The organism is Formosa sejongensis, assembly GCF_033447105.1.
In the GTDB taxonomy this organism is placed as follows: Bacteria; Bacteroidota; Bacteroidia; order Flavobacteriales; family Flavobacteriaceae; genus Formosa.
The window spans coordinates 204,107-223,889 of record NZ_JAWQUN010000002.1; the positions used below are offsets into that span (position 1 = coordinate 204,107).

Sequence of the window (19,783 nt, forward strand, 5' to 3'; positions counted from 1 at the left end):
AACATCATTATTAGACCTTTCTAGGAAAATTCATCAACTTTGTAATATAAATTTTATACTATGCCAAGAATATCTAACAAAGGCAAAAACATGCCCGAATCTCCAATTCGTAAATTGGTTCCTTACTCTGAAAAAGCATACAAAGCCGGGAAAAAAGTTTATCATTTAAATATTGGGCAACCTGATATTAAAACTCCCGAAATCGCATTAGAAGCGGTTAGAAACAACACATTAACAACCATAGAATACTCGCGTTCTGAAGGGTCTGAACAGTACAGAACTAAGATTGCGAATTACTATCATAAAAATAATATTGAAGTTAAACACGACGATATTATTGTCACTACAGGAGGAAGTGAAGCGTTACTTTTTGCTTTTGGAAGCATTATGGATACGGATGATGAAATTATTATCCCCGAACCTTTCTATGCAAATTACAACGGATTCTCTACAGCTTCTGGAGTAAAGGTGATTCCTGTTATTTCTAAAATTGAAGATAATTTCGCATTACCTCCAATTTCAGAATTCGAGAAATTAATTACTCCTAAAACAAAAGCCATATTAATTTGTAATCCTGGAAATCCAACAGGATATTTATATTCTAAAGAAGAAATTCTTCAGTTGGCTGATTTAGTTAAGAAACACGATTTATTTTTAATTGCAGACGAGGTTTACAGAGAGTTTACTTACGACGGTGTAGAACATCATTCTATAATGTCTATTGATGGTTTAGAAGACTATGCGATAATGATAGATTCAGTTTCGAAACGTTACAGTATGTGTGGCGCTAGAATTGGATGCCTTGTGTCTAAAAACAAAGCCGTTATAAAAACAGCTTTAAAATTCGCTCAAGCAAGATTAAGTCCACCAACATTAGCACAAATTGCAAGTGAAGCTGCATTAGACACACCTCAAAGTTATTTCGACGAAGTAAAAACGGAATATTTAGGACGTAGAAACACTTTAATTTCAGAATTAGAAAAAATTGATGGTGTTAAAATCGGAGTACCAAAAGGTGCATTTTATTGCATTGTTGAACTTCCAATTAAAAATGCCGACAACTTTGCAAAATGGTTGTTAGAAGAGTTTGATATCGATAAAGAAACCGTAATGGTTGCTCCTGCTGCGGGGTTCTACTCTACCCCAAACATGGGGTTAAATCAGATTAGAATTGCTTACGTTTTAAATAAAGAAAGTTTAATTAAGGCTGTTTACCTTTTAAAAGAAGCTTTAAAAGTTTACAAAGACTAGTGAATATACAACACAATGTATCTTTAAAACCCTACAATACTTTTGGAATAGATGTTGTTGCAAATCATTTTGTAACAATATCTACTCTTGAAGAACTACAAGCGGTTTTAGCGCTTCAAGAGTATCCTGAGAAATTTGTTTTAGGTGGTGGAAGTAATATTTTATTGACTAAAAATATTGATGCTTTAGTTATTCTTATCAATTTAAAAGGGATTTCGGTTATTTCTGAAACTGATAATAGCGTTTTAGTAAAAGCAAATGCTGGCGAAAATTGGCACGAGTTTGTACTTTGGACGTTAGCCCATGATTATGGCGGATTAGAAAATATGTCATTAATTCCAGGGAATGTGGGCACCTCCCCTATTCAAAACATTGGAGCTTATGGCGTGGAACTTAAAGATACTTTTGAATCTTGTGAGGCCATCAATCTAGAAACTAAAACCATAACGACTTTCAATAAAGACCAATGTGACTTTGGATATAGAAATTCCATTTTTAAACAACATGCTAAAGGTCAATATATAATTACTTCGGTAACTTTTAAGTTAAGCACAAAAAACCATATACTACACACCAATTACGGTGCTATTATCGCCGAGTTAGAAGCCATGAAAGTAACAGAACCTACTATTCAAGAGGTTTCTAATGCTGTTATTGCTATTCGAAAAAGCAAGTTACCAAACCCAAAAGAAATAGGAAACAGCGGCAGTTTTTTTAAAAATCCAGTTGTAGAAAAATCTATCTATCTACATTTACTAAATCAGTTTCCTGACCTTCCTAGTTATCCCGTTTCGGAAACCGAAGTTAAAATTCCTGCGGGTTGGCTTATTGAAAAAGCAGGCTTTAAAGGAAAGCGTTTAGGAAATTATGGTGTTCATAAAAATCAAGCTTTAGTTTTAGTAAATTATGGCGGAGCTACAGGTTACGAAATATTGAAACTTTCTGAAATAATTCAGCAAACAATTCAAAGAATCTTCAATATTAGTATTGAATCAGAAGTTAATATCTTATAATTCGCAATAATTTATATAACTTTGGTTAATTACAACACATTGTAATTAAACTAACTAAAAGCAATTATTTTGATCGCACCTATTGAACAAGAGATTGTTGGACTATTAAAGCATGGGGATAAAAAAGCCATCGCTTTACTATACCAGCACTATGCGGATACGCTTTTAGGTGTGATTTCTAAAATAATCACCGACGAAGATTTAGCCAAGGATGTACTTCAGGAAAGTTTTATAAAAGTATGGAAAAAAGCCAAGTCTTACGACCCTAGTAAAGCCAAGTTATTTACATGGTTATACAGAATAGCCTACAATACTGCAATAGACAAAGTGAGATCGGTATCAAATAAAGAAAGTAAAGAAATCCAGATTGAAGTTTCTAACGTATATAAATTATCGGCTGAAGGTTTAAATCAGGATGTCATGGACATTAAAAAACACCTAAAGTCTTTGGACCCAAAGTACCAGATTGTACTTAAAGCCCTTTTCTTTGAGGGTATGACACAGCAAGAGGCTAGCGACGAATTAGAAATTCCGTTAGGCACAATAAAATCGAGATTAAAAATAGGACTTCGTGAGTTGAAAAAGATTTACGACCCAGAATAAATTACAGTCATGAATGATAAAATTACTACATTTTTAAATTCTGATCTTTTAGAAAAATATCTAATAGGAGAAACGACTTCGAAAGAAAGAGAATTAGTTGAAAATTATATCTCTAAATTTCCGGAAGCAGAAAATGCATATAACACCCTACAACATAATTTAGAAATTATGTCAAAATATCACGCAGTAGAAGCACCTTCTTCTGTTTTAGATACTGTTCTAAAAACTTTAGATAATGAGAGTCCAGTAATTCAGTTACGACCTAAAAAACAAAAAGCTTGGTTTAGATATGCAATTGCTGCAAGTTTTTTTGCTACCCTTTTTGCTTGTGCTTCATCGTTCTTTTTTATTCAGAATTTAGAATTGAAAAAAGAAAACCAAGTTGTTGTTGATGAAATATTCGATTTAAGGAGTGATATTCAACTTAACAACCAAAGACTTGACAATGTTATGGCTCAGTTTCAACAATTAAATAACCCTGAAACTCAGAAATATATTATTAAAGGAAATAACAGAGCGAAAAATTTAAAAACAGTTGCATACATTAATCCGAAAGACAAAACGTCTATGATAGATGTTGTATCGCTACCCGAACTACCAAAAGAACAATGTTACCAAATTTGGGCTGAATTGAATGGTAAAATGGTAAATTTAGGTATTCTAGACAAAACCGACAGACAGCTAAAATCTATTCCATATACAGAAAACGCTTTAGGATTAAACATTACTATCGAACCAAAAGGAGGAAATACTAATGCTTCCTTAGAAAACTCGGTTGCAGAAATTTCTTTAAAAAGCAGAGAATAAACGCAATTAACTAAAAGCTATTTAGGCCTCACTTTTTAATTAAAGTGAGGCCTACTTTATTTTCACTCTTTGTTAAATTATAGTACCTTTGCACTACATTAAAATAGGTTTTATAAGTATACATTTAAGCTAAAACCTATTGATTTAAATATACGGTTATGAAATTATTTGTTATAACATTAGTTTTATTAGGATTAGGAGTTGCTGGAATTGCCATAAAAATATGGGCTAAAAAAGATGGTAAATTCGCTGGTACTTGTGCGAGCCAAAATCCTATGTTAAACAAATCGGGTGAATCTTGCGGATTTTGCGGAAAAACACCTGAACAGTATAAAGATTGTAGCGAACCTCAACACTCTTAAATACATTCATGGTCGCACTCGACATTATTTTCTACATTTTTGTAGCAATTGTCTTTATACAGTTATTTTATTATTTAATTTTTCTTAGAACTTTTGCGTTTCTAAAATCTGAACACCCACAAAAAAAAGACATCCCAGTCTCTGTTATTGTATGTGCTAAAAATGAAGAAGAAAATTTAAAGCAATTTTTACCTTCAATCTTAAATCAAGAGTATTCAAATTTTGAAGTTGTTTTAATAAATGATGCATCTCATGATGACACTCTAAGTGTTTTCGAAAACTTTTCGGAACAATACAACAACATTAAAATTGTTAATGTAAAAAATACTGAAGCCTTTTGGGCCAACAAAAAATACGCCCTAACATTAGGAATAAAAGCCGCAAAACACAATCACTTGCTTTTTACAGATGCCGATTGCAAACCTGTATCCAATACTTGGATTTCGGAAATAACAGCTGCATTCGACAATAATAAATCTATTGTATTAGGTTATGGTTCTTATTCAAAAGAGAAAAAATCGTTTCTCAATAAACTCATACGTTTTGAAACCGTTTTAACTGCTTCACAATATTTCTCTTATGCAAAATTAGGAATGCCTTATATGGGTGTTGGTCGTAATTTAGCATACACAAAACCATTGTTTTTTGAAGCCAACGGATTTATAAATCACATGAAAGTGAGTTCTGGCGACGATGATTTGTTTGTAAACCAAATGGCCACAAGCAAAAATACAGCACTTTGCTTTACTCCTGAGAGCATTACAGAATCTGTACCGAAGAAATCGTTTAGCGCTTGGATTAAACAAAAACGCAGACACGTCTCTACGGTGTCTCACTATAAAAAAATTCATAAGTTTTTATTGGGATTATTTTACATTTCGCAACTTCTGTTTTGGATTGTTGGTATCGTTCTAATATCACTTTTATATAAATGGGAAATTGTTGTTGGCTTATTTGCTTTACGCATCCTTGTACAATGGATTGTGATGGGAAAAAGTGCGAAAAAATTGAACGAATCAGATTTACTTCCGTTAATCCCTTTCTTGGAAATCTTCGTTATTCTTACACAATTAACTATATTTATATCTAATAAGATATCAAAACCTCATACTTGGAAATAGAGAGCGCCATATATAAAGCAAAACAAAACGACCAAAAAGCGTTTAATTTTCTGCTGCATAGATATTGGGAAGATGTTTACGGATTTCAATTAAAACGCATCGGAAATGAAAATGATGCAGAAGATATTACCATACAAACGTTTTCTAAAGCATTTGATAAGATTGAAACATACAACGAAGAATATGTTTTTAAAACATGGTTAATTGCCATTTCTAAAAACCTTCATATTGATTTACTTCGGAAGGAAAAAAGCTCTATTTACAGGCAAATTTCTAATGAAGATGAAAAGGTTATTAATCAAGTTTTAGATGAATCCCCTTCTGCTGAAGATAAAATTATTACCGATCAGAACTTAGCAAAACTTCTTAGAGACATCAAAAAACTGAAGCCCCATTACCAGGAAGTCATTAATCTTCGCTATTTTCAGGAGTTAACTTATAAAGAAATCTCGATAGAACTTAATGAGCCTATCAATAATGTAAAAGTAAAATTGCTACGTGCGAAAAAACTTTTATCTGAAATTATTCAAAACAAATAATCTTTTATAAGATTAAGCCAATTCTATTTCCCTTATAATCTCTACATTCTTATAGAATTCTAGATTTAGTATCTAACGCCTTTATAACATAATTTTTAGATTATACTTTGTATCTTTGCATTTCGAAAAGAGGAAATTTATGAATTCAGAAACCGCTTCAAACATTCTACCTGATCGTCTACCAAAACCCAAATGGTTACGTGTAAAATTACCAACTGGTAAAAAATATACAGAACTTAGAAGTTTAGTAGATAAATACAGTTTAAATACCATTTGCACATCTGGAAGTTGCCCTAATATGGGTGAATGCTGGGGAGAAGGTACTGCAACATTTATGATTTTAGGAAATGTTTGTACAAGATCTTGTGGATTTTGTGGGGTAAAAACTGGAAGACCAGAAACTGTAGATTGGGACGAACCTGAAAAAGTTTCTCGTTCTATTAAATTAATGAAAATTAGTCATGCCGTTCTTACTAGTGTAGATCGTGACGATTTAAAAGATATGGGTAGCATTATGTGGGCTGAAACCGTTAAGGCTGTTCGACGTATGAATCCAGACACAACTTTAGAAACACTTATTCCTGATTTTCAAGGTATAGAACAACATTTAGATCGTATAATCGCTGTTGCTCCAGAAGTAGTGTCTCACAACATAGAAACAGTAAGACGTTTAACTCGAGAAGTACGAATTCAAGCTAAATACGATCGTAGTTTAGGAGTCTTAAAATATTTAAAATCTCAAGGACAACGCAGAACCAAATCTGGTATTATGCTTGGTCTTGGTGAAAAACGTGAAGAGGTTATTGAAACTTTACACGATTTAAGAGACAACGACGTCGATGTAGTTACTATTGGTCAATATTTACAACCTAGTAAAAAACATTTACCCGTAAAACAATTTATAACACCAGATCAATTCGCAGAGTACAGAGAAATTGGTTTAGAATTAGGATTTAGACACGTTGAAAGTAGCTCTTTAGTACGTTCATCTTACAAAGCACAGAAACATATTAACTAATGATTAATGTTGCTATAAATGGTTTTGGACGCATTGGCCGCCGTGTTTTTCGTCTACTTCAAAATCATCCTAACATTAATGTAGTTGCTATAAACGATTTAGCAGATGCTTATACCTTAAGTCATCTGCTAAAATACGATAGCATTCACGGTGTTTCAAAACAGACAATTACTTACAAGGAAAATGACATTATAGTAGACGAATTTCACGTTCCTTTATTAAACGAAGCACATCCAAAAAGCATCAATTGGGCACCTTATAATGTCGATTTTGTAATTGAATCTACAGGCAAGTTTAAAACGAAAGCAGATCTTCAACATCATCTAAACAACGGAGCAAAACGTGTAATTTTAAGTGTTCCTGCTCTAGAAGATGATATTAAAACCATTGTTTTAGGTGTTAATGATGATTTAATAGATGGTACTGAAGAAATCATTTCTAATGCATCTTGTACTACGAACAATGCAGCACCAATGATGGCTATAATAAACCAACATTTTGGTATTGAGCAAGCTTATATTACAACCATACATTCATACACAACAGATCAAAGTTTACACGACCAACCGCATCGCGATTTACGTCGTGCACGAGCTGCTGGACAATCTATTGTACCTACAACTACAGGGGCTGCCAAAGCACTGACTAAAATATTCCCAGAACTCTCTGATGCTATTGGAGGTTGCGGCATACGCGTTCCTGTTGCAAATGGATCGCTTACCGATATTACTTTTAATATCAAAAAAACAGCAACTATAGAAGATGTTAATCTCGCTTTTAAAACAGCATCTGAAACACATTTTAAATCGATATTAGAGTATACAGAAGATCCTATTGTTTCTATTGACATCGTAGGAAACCCACATTCTTGCATTTTTGACGCCCAAATGACTTCTGTTATTGGAAATATGGTTAAGATTATTGGTTGGTACGATAATGAAACAGGATATTCTAGCAGAATTATTGATTTAATATGTAAATTATCGGAAAAACAGTTACTTTTAACGGGTAAAATTAATTTTACGCGCTAAGCAAACTGGTTTATGATTAACATTAAATATTACATTTGGGTCTTCCTTATGTTTATCGTTTTAGATGTGCATGCACAGGATACTGTTGGTAACGACCCAGAAACCATTCAAAACACTATAGACTTTCGTATTACTCAAGCGCAATACGATATAGATAATAATAATTATTATCCAGCAAAGAAAAAGTTAGAAGAGGCTTTAACGCTTGCTGAAAGTATAGACAACAAGAAGAGCATTGGACTTATTTATTCTAAAGTTGGAAAACTAGAATTTATTATCGAAGAACAAGACGATGCAATAAAAACGTTAACCAAAGCTATAGAAGTACAGCGTTTTGCTAAAGACAATGTAAATATTGCAGAAACATATAAAACACTTGGTAACGTTTATATGTCTTTAAAAGATTACGATCAAGCTCTAATTTATTATACTGCTTCCTTAACGTTATTCGAACAAGAAAACTTATACGAATTCGAGGCAGAAGTTCTGTTAAATGAAGGAAAAGCCTATATGTATTTAAAGCAATACAGAAAGGCCCGAGAACGCATAGACAAATCATTGGCTTTAACGCTCCGTTACGATCTTACAAAGATTAGAAGTAGCGCATTAATTTATCAAGCAAAAGTTTATTATTTCTTAAACGATGATGAGAGTGCTTTAAAATTAGGAAACCAAGGACTGCTTCTAGCCGAAAGCAATAATTACAACGATGTTTTAAGTCATGGATATTTAATTTTAAGTGAATTAAACGAGAAACTTGGCAACTATAAACTCTCGACTCAATATTTAAAAAATCATATTAACTTATCGGAATCTTTACTCGAGAAAAAACGTGAAAATTTATCTCCAGAAAAGCGCGCTAAGTTTATTTTAGATAATCAAACTGAATTTCAGAAAGAAAAGGAAGCCGATTTAGAGAAGCTTAAAGTAGATAAGAGCTTAAACAAATTAGCTACTATTTTAAGTATTGCTTTAATTACTATTCTATCGCTTTTAACATTATCGTTATACAAAAACAACAATATTAGGTTAAAAACTAATAATATGTTGCACAAAAAAAATGGCGAGTTAATTCTTGCTAAAGAGAAGGCTGAACTAGCTTCTAAAACCAAAGCCAACTTTTTATCGACAGTTACACACGAGCTAAGAACACCGCTTTATGCCGTTACTGGTTTAACAAATATGTTATTAGACGAGAACCCAAAACCAGAACAACTTTCACATTTAAAATCACTTAAATTCTCTGGAGATTATTTATTAACCTTTATAAATGATATCCTTCAAATTAATAAAATTGAAGCAAATAAAGTAGATATTGAATATGAGGTTTTCGATTTACAAAAGAAAATTTCAGATGTTATTTCGGCTTTAAATAACTCGGCAATAGATAATGGTGTGAAAATTCATTTTGAATATGACAACGATCTTCCTATTCATTTTAATGCCGATCAAATTAAAATATCTCAAATCTTAATCAACTTAATAGGAAACTCGATTAAGTTCACTAAAGATGGAGATATTTGGGTAAAAGTGAATAAAATAAGCAAGGTTGACGATATTTTTAATTTGAAATTTGAAATAGAAGATAACGGTATTGGAATTAGCGAAGAGAAACAAAAACATATGTTCGAAAGTTTCTCTCAAGGCTCTATTCAAATTAACAGAAAATATGGCGGTACTGGTCTAGGTTTATCAATTGTTAAAGGATTAATAGATATTTTAAAAGGAAAAATATATCTTAAAAGTGAATTGAATAAAGGAACAAGTTTCTTTTTTGAAATCCCATTAAAACACACCACAGATAAAGTTGTTACAAAGAAGAAGAAAAATTACTTTAAAAATGTAACCGATATAGAATTGAGTAATATTAAAATTTTGGTGGTTGAAGACAACAAGATTAACCAAATGATTACGACTAAAATTCTAACCAAAATGAAGCTAAAATGCGATGTTGTAGACAATGGTGAAGAAGCTGTAGACATGGTTAAAAACAACCATTACGATGTTGTTTTAATGGATATACACATGCCTGGAATTAGCGGAATTGAAGCCACAAAAATCATTAGAACATTCGACAGAGAACTTAATATATTTGCACTTACAGCTGTAACTATTGAAGATAAAATGCACGAATTCGAGGAAGCTGGTTTCGACGATATTATTTCTAAACCATTTAAACAGGACGATTTCGAAAAGAAATTATACAAGGCTGTTATCGGGGGAAAAGAAGATTTAAGTTAAAAAGAGCTTATAAATGTTTTCACTGAAGCATCAAAATCTGATGCCTTATCTATTACCGCTTCTATGCTTAAATAGTATAATTTATCTTCTAAATACGAAAACTGATTTAGACGCATAAAATCTTTTTCGGTAGTAATTATAAATGTTTTTTGTTTGAATATTTCCAATTCATCCGGTGTAAAATCGTGGTGATCTTTAAAATTTAAATGTTCAAATTCCAGTCCTTTTTTAGTTAAAAAATCTACTAAAGGTGTAGGATTTGCAATTCCCGTTACTAATGTAAATTTTGGAACTTGTAACAATGGGATTGTCCTGGTTTTGGATAAAACATATTCTGCATATTTAATAGAACTAAAAAACACCTTCTGATTAACTTCTGGATGAATAGCATCAATTATATTTTCCTTTTCTAAATCTGAAAGCATTGCAGGACATTTTGTAACAATAATAACATTTGCACGCTTGGCTCCGCGTTTTGGTTCTCTTAAATTCCCAGTCGGTAAAACAATATCTGATGTATACCTGTTGGAATAGGTCGTTAATAATATATTAAATCCTGCTTTTACTTTTCTATGCTGGAATGCATCGTCTAACAAAATCACTTCTGGTTTAGGTTTTAAAGCAGAGAGTTGTGCAATCCCTTCTCTCCTATTCGCATCTACAGCAACTATAATTTTATTAGTATATTTTGAATAAAACTGAAACGGCTCATCCCCTAAAACATCTGCAGTAACTCCTGGTGATCCCAATTGAAATCCTTCACTTTTACGTTTATAACCACGACTTAAGGTCGCGACTTTATAATCGTCTTTTAATAACCGAATTAAATATTCAATCATCGGTGTTTTTCCAGTGCCACCAACACTTAGATTACCAACACATATCACAGGGAAATCATAGGACGTAGATTTTAAAACTCCTAAATCGAATAATGTATTCCGTACCCAAGTTATACAATAATATATTGGTACGATTGGAAAGCAGATGTAACGCAATAATTTCATTGTAACGAAAGTAAATATTTTATCTTTGTTTTAAACCTAATACCAAAAATATTATGATTGTTCAGGACGTTATAAATCATCTTGAAGATTTTGCTCCACTTAATTATGCCGAAGATTTTGATAATGTTGGTCTACTCGTAGGTGATACCAACCAAAAACTTACAGGTGTTTTAGTCACATTAGATACTTTAGAATCAGTAGTCGATGAAGCCATTGAAAACAACTGTAATTTAATAGTAAGTTTTCATCCCATCATTTTTAAAGGTCTAAAAAAACTAACCGGAAAAACGTATGTTGAACGTGTCGTGTTAAAAGCGATAAAGCACGATATTGCTATTTATGCCATTCATACCGCATTGGATAACCATCTTGAAGGTGTGAATGCTATGATTTGTAACCAGCTTGGTTTAGTCAATACATCTATATTAATTCCGCAAAATAGTACAATTAAAAAACTCATTACTTACGTCCCAAAACTAGAAGCAGAAGCATTACGAAATGCTTTATTTAAAGCTGGAGCTGGACAAATAGGAAATTATTCCGATTGCAGTTTTAATATTGAAGGTACAGGAACATTTAATGGAAATACAAATTCAAACCCAACAAAAGGCAGAAAAGGAGATATTCATTTTGAAGAAGAAACTCAGATTTCAGTAACCTTTGCAAAGCATTTAGAATCTAAAGTTATGAAAGCACTTTTCACTTCTCATTCTTATGAGGAAGTCGCTTACGAAATCACAACTTTAGAAAACAAAAATCAGCACATTGGAATCGGAATGATAGGTGAATTTGAATCTGAAATGAATGAAACAGAATTCCTGTCATACCTAAAAACTAAAATGAATACGTCTTGCGTTCGCCACAGTACATTATTAGGCAAACCAATAAAAAAGATTGCGGTCTTGGGTGGCTCTGGAAGTTTTGCAATTGCCAATGCCAAACGTGCTGGAGTTGATGCTTTTATAACAGCAGACTTAAAGTATCATGATTTTTTCTCTGCTGAAAACGCGTTGATTTTAGCAGATATCGGTCATTTTGAAAGTGAACAGTTTACAAAAAATGGTTTAGTAGCACATCTTACAAAAAAAATCACTAATTTTGCAATCGTTTTATCAAAGACCGATACAAACCCTGTTAAGTATTTTTAAAGTATGGCAAAAAGTAAAGAAGTAACTGTAGAAGAACGTTTAAGAGCTTTATACGATTTACAACTTATCGATTCTAGAATCGATGAAATTAGAAACGTTCGCGGAGAACTGCCTTTAGAGGTGCGTGATTTAGAAGATGAAGTTGCTGGACTACACACTAGACTTGAGAAATTAGACACTAGTCTAGAAACTTTAGACGAAGAAATTAAATCTAAAAAGAATTTAATTGAAGAAGCTAAATCTTTAATTAAGAAATATAGTGAGCAACAAAAGAATGTTAGAAATAACAGAGAATACAATTCGCTTACTAAAGAAGTTGAGTTTCAAGAATTAGAAATTCAATTGGCAGAAAAGCATATCAATGAATTCAAAATTCAAATTGAACAAAAGAAAGAAATCATTGGTCAGACTAAAGACCGTTCTAAAGAACGTCAAGCGCATTTAAAGCACAAAAAAGGTGAGTTAGATGCTATTTTAGCTGAAACTGAGAAAGAAGAGTTAGCGTTAATTAAAAAATCTGACGATTACAAAATTTTAATCGAAGACCGTTTAGTTACAGCTTACAACAGAATTCGTAATAATGTGAAAAATGGATTGGCAGTTGTAGCTGTTGAAAGAGGTGCTTCTGGAGGATCTTTCTTTACTATTCCACCACAAATTATAATGGAAATTGCTTCTCGTAAAAAAATTATTACTGATGAGCATAGTGGTAGAATCTTAGTTGATGAAGCATTAGCGACAGAACAAAAAGAAAAAATGGAAAAGCTTTTCGCTAAGTTCTAAAGTTTTCTTTTATATAAATAAAAAAACCGTCTAGAGATAAATTTCTAGACGGTTTTTTTTATTGAAGATATTTCCTCCTAGAACAAAATGCATAAAAAAAGAGACTACCTATTAAGACAGTCTCTTTTAGCTAAGCATGTTTGTTGGTTATCTGTTTGCTTTCTTTTGTGCCAATGTATCTTCAATCATTTCTTGAGCAGCAGTTGCATTTGTAGCTTCTGCGTAGTCAAGAGCAGTATACCCTTTGTCACATTTTATTTTAAGATCTGCACCTTCAGAAATTAATATTTCAAGTATAGCAACTCTATTGTATTTTGCTGCATACATGGCTGGTGTAAGTCCGTTTGATTTTTTATTAACATCTGAGCCATTTTGGATTAATCTTTTAACGACAGCAGTATCTCCTTTTGCAATTGAAGTACATAGTAAATTAACCTGAGGCTTATTTACAGAAACCGCTATAGGATTTGAATTATTATTAGTTATAAAATTAGAAGCTTGGACAGTTGTAGTAGTAGCTCCAAATACGATTGCGATGATAAATAATAGACTTTTCATAATTATGAGATTTTTATTATAATTGAATATTTTTGTGTATTTATTAATTCTATACAAATTTAATGAGAATTCATCAGTCAAAATGGCTAATATGTGAATTTTAACATAACATTAACACAGTGGTTAAATACCTGTTTTTTGTCATATTTTAAGAAAAAGACAACGTTATTTGTTAATTATTAAAGATTATATTTCCTTTTTAGCTGCCTTCTGAGATTCTATGAAACTACCACCAATTTCATTATAAAAAATACATTTGCTATTCCAAAAAATGCAATTGAAAACGTTTGAAATGCAAATTGGTTTTTAAGTTTTATTGTAAAAACAGAACTAAATTGAGAGTTCATTTTACATGTAATTCTAGGTCTACATATTCAATATAATCTTTAATGAACATTTTGAGATAATCTAGAAGCTGATGACTAACCAACCTCTAAATTATATATTGATTTATCCCTTATTGTTTTTTCCCCAATGCGGTTTCTATAATCTTTTCTGCTGCTGTAGCATTTGTAGCTTTTGCATAATCCAGTGCAGTATACCCCTTATTACATTCTAGCTTTAAGTTCGCTCCTTGTGCAATTAAGAATTCTAGAATCTCAACTCTGTTATATTTTGCAGCATACATAGCAGGAGTAAGTCCGTTAGACTTCTGATTAACATTCTCTCCATTTGCAATTAATTTTTTAACGATATCCGTATCTCCTTTAGCGATAGATGTACATAACAAGTTTACATCTGCTATATATACAGAGGCCTCAATAGGATTAGAGTTTGTATTCGTCATAGTATTAGAAGCTTGAACGCTTGTAGAAACGGCTCCAAATGTAATTGCGATAATAAATAATAGACTTTTCATAATTATAGTATTTTAATAGTTTTAGATATGTTTTAGAATTTTGATGAAAGACGCGGTATAAACTAACACGAATGTCATCTTGAATAATTTAATTTGAAATCAGCTTTAGATTTCGTAAAAAATTCGTTTTCTTTCAAATATCCGGTCTAAAATAGTATTGAATTTGTAATGGCCTGAGCGACTTGATTCTGTATCCAGATCCAAGCAAGGTTCCGAATAATAACTGCTGATTTTTTTCATGATGAATGCGTTTTAATAAATTGATTACATATTTTGATTGTATTATAAAGACGATATAAAAAACACATTGTTACAGTTGTTTTTTTTCATAACACGTTATTAACCATTTGAAAACAAATTTGTTAAAATTGTATAAAAGAAATTTCAACGCAAACGATACCTTAAAAAAATCATCATAAAAAATATCAAAAAACCCAATTTTGTAACCCAATAAATTCCTTAAAGCCATTTTAAACTTTTATCTTTACCTCTTAAATAAAATCTATTATGAATAAAAAAGTCATCTTAATGATACTTGATGGTTGGGGTAAATCTCCAGACCCAAAAGTATCGGCTATAGACAATGCCAACACGCCTTTCATCGATTCGTTATATACAAAATACCCAAGTGCTCAATTAAGGACAGATGGTGAAAACGTAGGTTTGCCAGAAGGCCAGATGGGAAATAGTGAAGTTGGACATATGAATTTAGGTGCCGGACGAATTGTTTACCAAGATTTAGTTAAAATTAATTTAGCAGTTAAGGACCACACACTAGGCAAAGAAAAAGTCTTAGAAGATGCTTTTAAATATGCTAAAGAAAATAATAAACCCATTCACTTTTTAGGCTTATTAAGTACTGGTGGTGTGCATTCTCACATTTCACATTTATTCGGATTGTTAGATGCTGCAAATGAATCTGGTGTACAAAACTCTTTTGTTCATGGTTTTACCGATGGACGTGATGTAGATCCTAAATCAGGGTTAGGTTATGTTAATCAATTAGAAGACTATATTAAAGATACTCCAGCAAAAATAGGATCTATTACAGGTCGCTATTATGCAATGGATAGAGATAAGCGTTGGGAGCGTGTTAAAATTGCATACGATGGGATGGTAAATGCAGAAGGTGATCATACAACTGATGTAGCTGCTGCAGTTTCTAAAAATTACGAAAATGGTATCACAGACGAATTCATCAAACCTATTATTAATTGTGATGAGAACGGAAATCCTGTTGGAAAAATAGAAGCAGGAGATGTTGTTATATTCTTCAACTTTAGAACAGATAGAGGTCGTGAACTTACCGAGGTATTATCACAATCGGACCATCACGAACAAAACATGCACAAGCTAGACTTGTACTATGTAACGCTAACGAATTACGATGAAAACTTTAATAACGTTAATGTCGTTTTCAATAAAGACAATTTAAAAGACACTTTAGGTGAAGTATTAGCTAGAAATGGCAAAAAACAAATCCGAATTGCTGAAACAGAAAAGTATCCTCATGTCACATTTTTCTTTTCAGGAGGACAAGAAGAACCATTTGAAGGTGAATCTCGTATTCTAAAAAACTCTCCAAAAGTAGCGACTTACGATATGCAACCAGAAATGAGTGCTTTCGAATTAAAAGATGCATTAATTCCTGAATTAAATAAAGGTGATGTAGATTTTGTATGTTTAAACTTTGCTAATGGCGATATGGTTGGACACACAGGAGATATGGCTGCAGCTATTAAAGCATGTGAAGCTGTAGATGCTTGTGTAAAAGAAGTGGTAGAAACGGCTTTAGAAAACGACTATACAACTTTATTAATTGCAGATCACGGTAACTGTGAAACAATGATTAATCCTGATGGATCTCCAAACACAGCACATACAACCAACCCTGTCCCTTTAATTTTAATCGATAATGAATTAAAACAAATTAAAGATGGTGTTTTAGGAGATATGGCGCCAACAATTTTAAAATTAATTGGAGTGCCACAACCAGAAGCAATGACTAGGCATTCATTAATAGATTAAGAACCCAAAACATAAACCTGCTGAATGATTTTACAAGATAAATTAATTCTTGCCATAGATTTTGATGGTACCGTTGTAGAAGATGCTTACCCAAAAATAGGGAAACCAAAAACATTTGCTTTTGAAACTCTAAAACGTCTTCAAAAAGATGGACATCGTCTTATTTTATGGACGTATAGATGTGGTAGAACGCTAGATGAAGCTGTTGCCTTTTGCAAAGAAAACGGTATTGAATTTTATGCCATAAATAACAGTTTTCCTCAAGAAGAATTTGAAGAATCGAAAAGTAGAAAAATAAACGCCGACATTTTTATCGATGATAGAAATATTGGCGGATTTATAGGATGGGGAGAAATATATCAATTATTATCAGATCCAAATTTTGATCCGAACAGTATAGAAAAAAAGAGAGGATTTTTCTCCTCTCTTTTTAATAAATAAATTAATCTCTTATTAGTTTGTAGTAATCCCGATCTATAGATTCTCTATGATTTGGATGTGCAATTTCTATTAAAGCTTTTGCGCGTTGTTGAATGGTTTTACCGTAAAGATTTGCAACACCATACTCTGTTACTACATAATGTATATGTGCTCGTGTGGTGACTACGCCAGCACCAGAGTTTAGTGAGGCTACAATTCTACTAATACCGCTTTTTGTTACAGATGGCAATGCTATAATGGCTTTTCCGCCTTCGCTTAAAGATGCGCCTCGAATAAAATCCATTTGTCCACCAACACCAGAATACATATCTGCCCCAATGGAATCTGCACATACTTGACCAGTAACATCAACTTCTATAGCAGAATTAATAGCAACCATTCTCGGATTTTGTTTAATAATGGAAACATCGTTCACATAATCTGAACTTCTTAATTCTATGTATGGATTATCGTTTACATAATCATATAAACGTTGCGACCCCATTAAAAACGTCGCTAAAGCACGCCCAGGATTTATACTTTTGTAATTGCCGTTAATCACATTTTTTAAAATCAAATCAATTACACCATCAGAAAACATTTCGGTGTGTAATCCTAAATCTTTATGATTACCAAGTAAAGACAAAACGGCATTTGGAATGGTTCCAATCCCCATTTGAAGCGTACTTCTGTCTTCAATTAAATTAGCGACAAAAGCCCCTATTTTATTCTCAATTACAGATGGCGCTGGAATATCGTGAGTAGGTAATGCTTCATCACACTCCACAAAGGCATTGATTTCGGAAATGTGAATAATACCATCTCCAAACGTTCTTGGCATTTGTTTATTAACCTGTGCAATTACATGATTGGCATTATCAATGGCTGCTAAAGTGGCTTCAACTGAAACTCCTAAGGAACAATATCCGTGAATATCTGGTACAGAAACATGAATAAGTGCAACTTGCAAATCCACAATGTTACGTTTAAACAACAGCGGCAATTCACTTAAAAAAACAGGTGTATAAGATCCATTTCCTGCTTTTATAGTATGTCTAATATTCTTAGCAATAAAAAAAGAATTGACATGAAAACTATCTCGCAATTCTGGATTAGCATAAGGCGCTGCTCCTTCGGTATGGAGATGACAAATTTCAACATTCCGTAATTCTTCATGCCTTGCCGTTAAGGCATTTATTAATAACTGAGGTACAGCTGCCGCAGCGTGTAAATACACTCTGTCGTTAGATTTTACAATTTTAACAGCATCGGCTGCACTTACACAATTATACATAGTCACCTTTTTAAAATGCAAATTACGACATTTCTGAAGGTTTAAAAACTGTCTAAAGTCATATTCCGATAAACATATTAACTAGGTATTTTTAAGTATATTTGCACATATTTTATTGACATGATTATAGTAAAAACACGAGAAGAAATTGAATTAATGCGCGAAAGTGCCTTAATCGTATCTAAAACATTAGGTGAATTAGCTAAAGCTGTAAAACCTGGTGTAACGACCTTAGAACTGGATAAACTTGCTGAAACTTTTATAAGAGATCACGGTGCTTACCCTGGCTTTTTAGGCATGTACGATTTCCCGAACTCACTTTGTATGAGTCCCAATGACCAAGTGGTTCATGGTATTCCAAATAACACACCGTTAAAAGAAGGCGACATAATCTCTATTGATTGTGGTGCTCTTAAAAATGATTTTTACGGAGATCATGCCTATACATTTGCGGTTGGTGAAATTGATCCAGAAACTCAAAAATTACTTGATATTACTAGAGAATCTATTTATGTTGGTTTACGTGAATTAAAAGTAGGTAATCGTGTTGGCGATGTTGGTTTTGCAATTCAGAATTTTTGTGAAGGACACGGTTATGGTGTCGTTCGTGAATTAGTAGGTCATGGCCTAGGTCGTAAAATGCACGAAGATCCTGAAATGCCAAACTACGGAAGACGTGGTCGCGGTAAAAAATTCGTTGAAGGTATGGTTGTAGCGATAGAACCTATGATAAATTTAGGAACACAACGTATAAAGCAACACAGAGACGGTTGGACCATTACAACTTTAGACAACAAACCAAGCGCACACTTTGAGCATGATGTTGCTATTGTTGATGGTAAAGCTGAATTGCTTTCTACTTTTGCTTATGTTCATGAAGCTTTAGGGATCATAACTAATGAAGAAGATGAGTTTAGACAAACTGCCTTTGTACTTTAATGAAAAAAGCCTTTAAATTCGTTTTAAACACCATTCCTAGACCTTTACTTATTCGTTTAAGCTATTTGGTTCGACCAATTATGGCTATGGCTTTAAAGGGTTCTACATTTACAGATCCCATAGACGGAAAAAGTTTTAAAACGTTTTTACCTTACGGATATGGCACACAACGTAATAATGTGTTATCACCTTCTACCCTATCATTAGAACGTCATAGATTATTATGGTTGTATCTAAAATCTGAAACAGACTTTTTTACAGCACCTACAAAAGTGTTACATTTTGCACCAGAACAAGCATTTTACAAACGGTTTAGAAGTCTTAAAAATTTAGAGTATACCACTACAGATTTAGTGTCGCCTTTAGCCGATGTTAAAGCAGATATCTGTAATTTACCTTTTGAAGATAACAGTTTCGACGTTATTTTGTGTAATCACGTATTAGAGCATATTCCAGACGATACTAAAGCGATGCAAGAATTGTATCGCATATTGAAGCCTGGTGGTATGGGAATATTTCAGATCCCACAAGATTTATCTAGAGATTTGACTTATGAAGATGATACAATTACAGATAAAAAAGAACGCGCAAAAATATTCGGACAATACGATCATGTTCGTATTTATGGCCGTGATTATTTTAACAAGCTACGTTCAATAGGATTTAAAGTAGATGAAGTAGATTATACTAAAACACTTTCAGATTCTGAAATCACAAAATATTGTTTAGCTAAGGGAGAAATTATCCCGGTAGTTTATAAATAA

The 19,783-nt window shown here is 32.6% G+C and carries 20 protein-coding genes; 16 read left to right on the top strand and 4 right to left on the bottom strand.

Going from position 1 to position 19,783, the window contains the following annotated elements:
• The first annotated feature begins 60 nt into the window (after positions 1-60).
• From R6X41_RS03185 to R6X41_RS03230, 10 genes are all read left to right on the top strand, one after another.
• Positions 61-1,251: a pyridoxal phosphate-dependent aminotransferase gene (locus tag R6X41_RS03185; RefSeq protein WP_318497382.1), complete on the top strand. Its 1,191-nt coding sequence runs from the start codon at positions 61-63 to the stop codon at positions 1,249-1,251.
• Positions 1,251-2,264: a UDP-N-acetylmuramate dehydrogenase gene (murB, locus tag R6X41_RS03190; RefSeq protein WP_318497384.1), complete on the top strand. Its 1,014-nt coding sequence runs from the start codon at positions 1,251-1,253 to the stop codon at positions 2,262-2,264. Before R6X41_RS03185 ends, murB begins: the two co-directional genes overlap by 1 nt.
• Before the next feature lie 69 nt (positions 2,265-2,333).
• Positions 2,334-2,867, top strand: a complete 534-nt coding sequence (locus tag R6X41_RS03195) for an RNA polymerase sigma factor (protein WP_318497385.1) — start codon at positions 2,334-2,336, stop codon at positions 2,865-2,867.
• A gap of 9 nt (positions 2,868-2,876) precedes the next feature.
• Positions 2,877-3,674, top strand: coding sequence for an anti-sigma factor (locus R6X41_RS03200; RefSeq protein ID WP_318497387.1), 798 nt, complete (start codon positions 2,877-2,879; stop codon positions 3,672-3,674).
• A 158-nt stretch (positions 3,675-3,832) separates the two neighbouring features.
• On the top strand, positions 3,833-4,036 hold the full coding sequence (locus tag R6X41_RS03205) for a membrane or secreted protein (protein WP_318497389.1): 204 nt from the start codon (positions 3,833-3,835) through the stop codon (positions 4,034-4,036).
• A gap of 8 nt (positions 4,037-4,044) precedes the next feature.
• Positions 4,045-5,157 carry a glycosyltransferase gene (locus R6X41_RS03210; RefSeq protein ID WP_318497391.1) on the top strand — a complete coding sequence of 371 codons (1,113 nt, stop codon included), beginning with the start codon at positions 4,045-4,047 and terminating at the stop codon, positions 5,155-5,157.
• Entirely contained in the window at positions 5,148-5,696 is a 549-nt protein-coding gene (locus tag R6X41_RS03215) for an RNA polymerase sigma factor (protein ID WP_318497393.1), read from the top strand. Before R6X41_RS03210 ends, R6X41_RS03215 begins: the two co-directional genes overlap by 10 nt.
• A gap of 139 nt (positions 5,697-5,835) precedes the next feature.
• Entirely contained in the window at positions 5,836-6,714 is an 879-nt protein-coding gene (lipA, locus tag R6X41_RS03220) for a lipoyl synthase (RefSeq protein ID WP_318497394.1), read from the top strand.
• The gene (gap, locus tag R6X41_RS03225; RefSeq protein WP_318497396.1) at positions 6,714-7,745 is read left to right on the top strand and encodes a type I glyceraldehyde-3-phosphate dehydrogenase; all 1,032 of its coding nucleotides are present in this window, start codon (positions 6,714-6,716) and stop codon (positions 7,743-7,745) included. Before lipA ends, gap begins: the two co-directional genes overlap by 1 nt.
• A gap of 12 nt (positions 7,746-7,757) precedes the next feature.
• Positions 7,758-9,986, top strand: a complete 2,229-nt coding sequence (locus tag R6X41_RS03230) for an ATP-binding protein (protein ID WP_318497397.1) — start codon at positions 7,758-7,760, stop codon at positions 9,984-9,986.
• On the opposite strand, the gene lpxK is transcribed toward R6X41_RS03230, so the two are convergent.
• Positions 9,983-10,990, bottom strand: coding sequence for a tetraacyldisaccharide 4'-kinase (gene lpxK, locus R6X41_RS03235; protein WP_318497398.1), 1,008 nt, complete (start codon positions 10,988-10,990; stop codon positions 9,983-9,985). The genes R6X41_RS03230 and lpxK overlap by 4 nt on opposite strands.
• 53 nt (positions 10,991-11,043) lie before the next feature.
• On the opposite strand from lpxK, the gene R6X41_RS03240 reads away from it, so the two are divergent.
• Both R6X41_RS03240 and R6X41_RS03245 read left to right on the top strand, forming a co-directional pair.
• Entirely contained in the window at positions 11,044-12,138 is a 1,095-nt protein-coding gene (locus R6X41_RS03240) for a Nif3-like dinuclear metal center hexameric protein (RefSeq protein WP_318497399.1), read from the top strand.
• A gap of 3 nt (positions 12,139-12,141) precedes the next feature.
• Positions 12,142-12,921 (top strand): zinc ribbon domain-containing protein, encoded by a 780-nt coding sequence (locus tag R6X41_RS03245; protein ID WP_318497401.1) that lies wholly within the window; start codon positions 12,142-12,144, stop codon positions 12,919-12,921.
• A gap of 147 nt (positions 12,922-13,068) precedes the next feature.
• Here R6X41_RS03245 and R6X41_RS03250 read toward each other — a convergent pair whose 3' ends face one another.
• On the bottom strand, positions 13,069-13,479 hold the full coding sequence (locus R6X41_RS03250; RefSeq protein WP_318497403.1) for an ankyrin repeat domain-containing protein: 411 nt from the start codon (positions 13,477-13,479) through the stop codon (positions 13,069-13,071).
• 457 nt (positions 13,480-13,936) lie between these two features.
• Complete coding sequence (locus R6X41_RS03255) at positions 13,937-14,338, bottom strand: ankyrin repeat domain-containing protein (protein ID WP_318497405.1); 402 nt, start codon at positions 14,336-14,338, stop codon at positions 13,937-13,939.
• 507 nt (positions 14,339-14,845) lie between these two features.
• On the opposite strand from R6X41_RS03255, the gene gpmI reads away from it, so the two are divergent.
• Together gpmI and R6X41_RS03265 are read left to right on the top strand one after the other, a co-directional pair.
• On the top strand, positions 14,846-16,366 hold the full coding sequence (gene gpmI, locus R6X41_RS03260; RefSeq protein ID WP_318497406.1) for a 2,3-bisphosphoglycerate-independent phosphoglycerate mutase: 1,521 nt from the start codon (positions 14,846-14,848) through the stop codon (positions 16,364-16,366).
• A 24-nt stretch (positions 16,367-16,390) separates the two neighbouring features.
• A complete protein-coding gene (locus R6X41_RS03265) occupies positions 16,391-16,807 on the top strand; it encodes a BT0820 family HAD-type phosphatase (RefSeq protein ID WP_318497408.1) in 417 nt (138 codons plus the stop codon).
• A 1-nt stretch (position 16,808) separates the two neighbouring features.
• On the opposite strand, the gene R6X41_RS03270 is transcribed toward R6X41_RS03265, so the two are convergent.
• Positions 16,809-18,080, bottom strand: coding sequence for an acetyl-CoA hydrolase/transferase family protein (locus tag R6X41_RS03270; protein ID WP_318497410.1), 1,272 nt, complete (start codon positions 18,078-18,080; stop codon positions 16,809-16,811).
• 120 nt (positions 18,081-18,200) lie between these two features.
• Between R6X41_RS03270 and map the strand changes: the two genes are divergently transcribed.
• Together map and R6X41_RS03280 are read left to right on the top strand one after the other, a co-directional pair.
• Complete coding sequence (gene map / locus R6X41_RS03275) at positions 18,201-19,019, top strand: type I methionyl aminopeptidase (protein WP_318497411.1); 819 nt, start codon at positions 18,201-18,203, stop codon at positions 19,017-19,019.
• Positions 19,019-19,783, top strand: coding sequence for a class I SAM-dependent methyltransferase (locus R6X41_RS03280; RefSeq protein WP_318497413.1), 765 nt, complete (start codon positions 19,019-19,021; stop codon positions 19,781-19,783). The genes map and R6X41_RS03280 overlap by 1 nt, the downstream gene beginning before the upstream one ends.

What these genes read in the sequence shown, in the direction of transcription:
- R6X41_RS03185 (WP_318497382.1), top strand. Translation starts at nt 61, where the DNA reads ATGCCAAGAATATCTAACAAAGGCAAAAACATGCCCGAATCTCCAATT.
- R6X41_RS03200 (WP_318497387.1), top strand. Translation starts at nt 2,877, where the DNA reads ATGAATGATAAAATTACTACATTTTTAAATTCTGATCTTTTAGAAAAA.
- R6X41_RS03205 (WP_318497389.1), top strand. Translation starts at nt 3,833, where the DNA reads ATGAAATTATTTGTTATAACATTAGTTTTATTAGGATTAGGAGTTGCT.
- R6X41_RS03210 (WP_318497391.1), top strand. Translation starts at nt 4,045, where the DNA reads ATGGTCGCACTCGACATTATTTTCTACATTTTTGTAGCAATTGTCTTT.
- lipA (WP_318497394.1), top strand. Translation starts at nt 5,836, where the DNA reads ATGAATTCAGAAACCGCTTCAAACATTCTACCTGATCGTCTACCAAAA.
- gap (WP_318497396.1), top strand. Translation starts at nt 6,714, where the DNA reads ATGATTAATGTTGCTATAAATGGTTTTGGACGCATTGGCCGCCGTGTT.
- R6X41_RS03230 (WP_318497397.1), top strand. Translation starts at nt 7,758, where the DNA reads ATGATTAACATTAAATATTACATTTGGGTCTTCCTTATGTTTATCGTT.
- lpxK (WP_318497398.1), bottom strand. Translation starts at nt 10,990, where the DNA reads ATGAAATTATTGCGTTACATCTGCTTTCCAATCGTACCAATATATTAT.
- R6X41_RS03240 (WP_318497399.1), top strand. Translation starts at nt 11,044, where the DNA reads ATGATTGTTCAGGACGTTATAAATCATCTTGAAGATTTTGCTCCACTT.
- R6X41_RS03245 (WP_318497401.1), top strand. Translation starts at nt 12,142, where the DNA reads ATGGCAAAAAGTAAAGAAGTAACTGTAGAAGAACGTTTAAGAGCTTTA.
- R6X41_RS03250 (WP_318497403.1), bottom strand. Translation starts at nt 13,479, where the DNA reads ATGAAAAGTCTATTATTTATCATCGCAATCGTATTTGGAGCTACTACT.
- R6X41_RS03255 (WP_318497405.1), bottom strand. Translation starts at nt 14,338, where the DNA reads ATGAAAAGTCTATTATTTATTATCGCAATTACATTTGGAGCCGTTTCT.
- gpmI (WP_318497406.1), top strand. Translation starts at nt 14,846, where the DNA reads ATGAATAAAAAAGTCATCTTAATGATACTTGATGGTTGGGGTAAATCT.
- R6X41_RS03265 (WP_318497408.1), top strand. Translation starts at nt 16,391, where the DNA reads ATGATTTTACAAGATAAATTAATTCTTGCCATAGATTTTGATGGTACC.
- R6X41_RS03270 (WP_318497410.1), bottom strand. Translation starts at nt 18,080, where the DNA reads ATGTATAATTGTGTAAGTGCAGCCGATGCTGTTAAAATTGTAAAATCT.
- map (WP_318497411.1), top strand. Translation starts at nt 18,201, where the DNA reads ATGATTATAGTAAAAACACGAGAAGAAATTGAATTAATGCGCGAAAGT.
- R6X41_RS03280 (WP_318497413.1), top strand. Translation starts at nt 19,019, where the DNA reads ATGAAAAAAGCCTTTAAATTCGTTTTAAACACCATTCCTAGACCTTTA.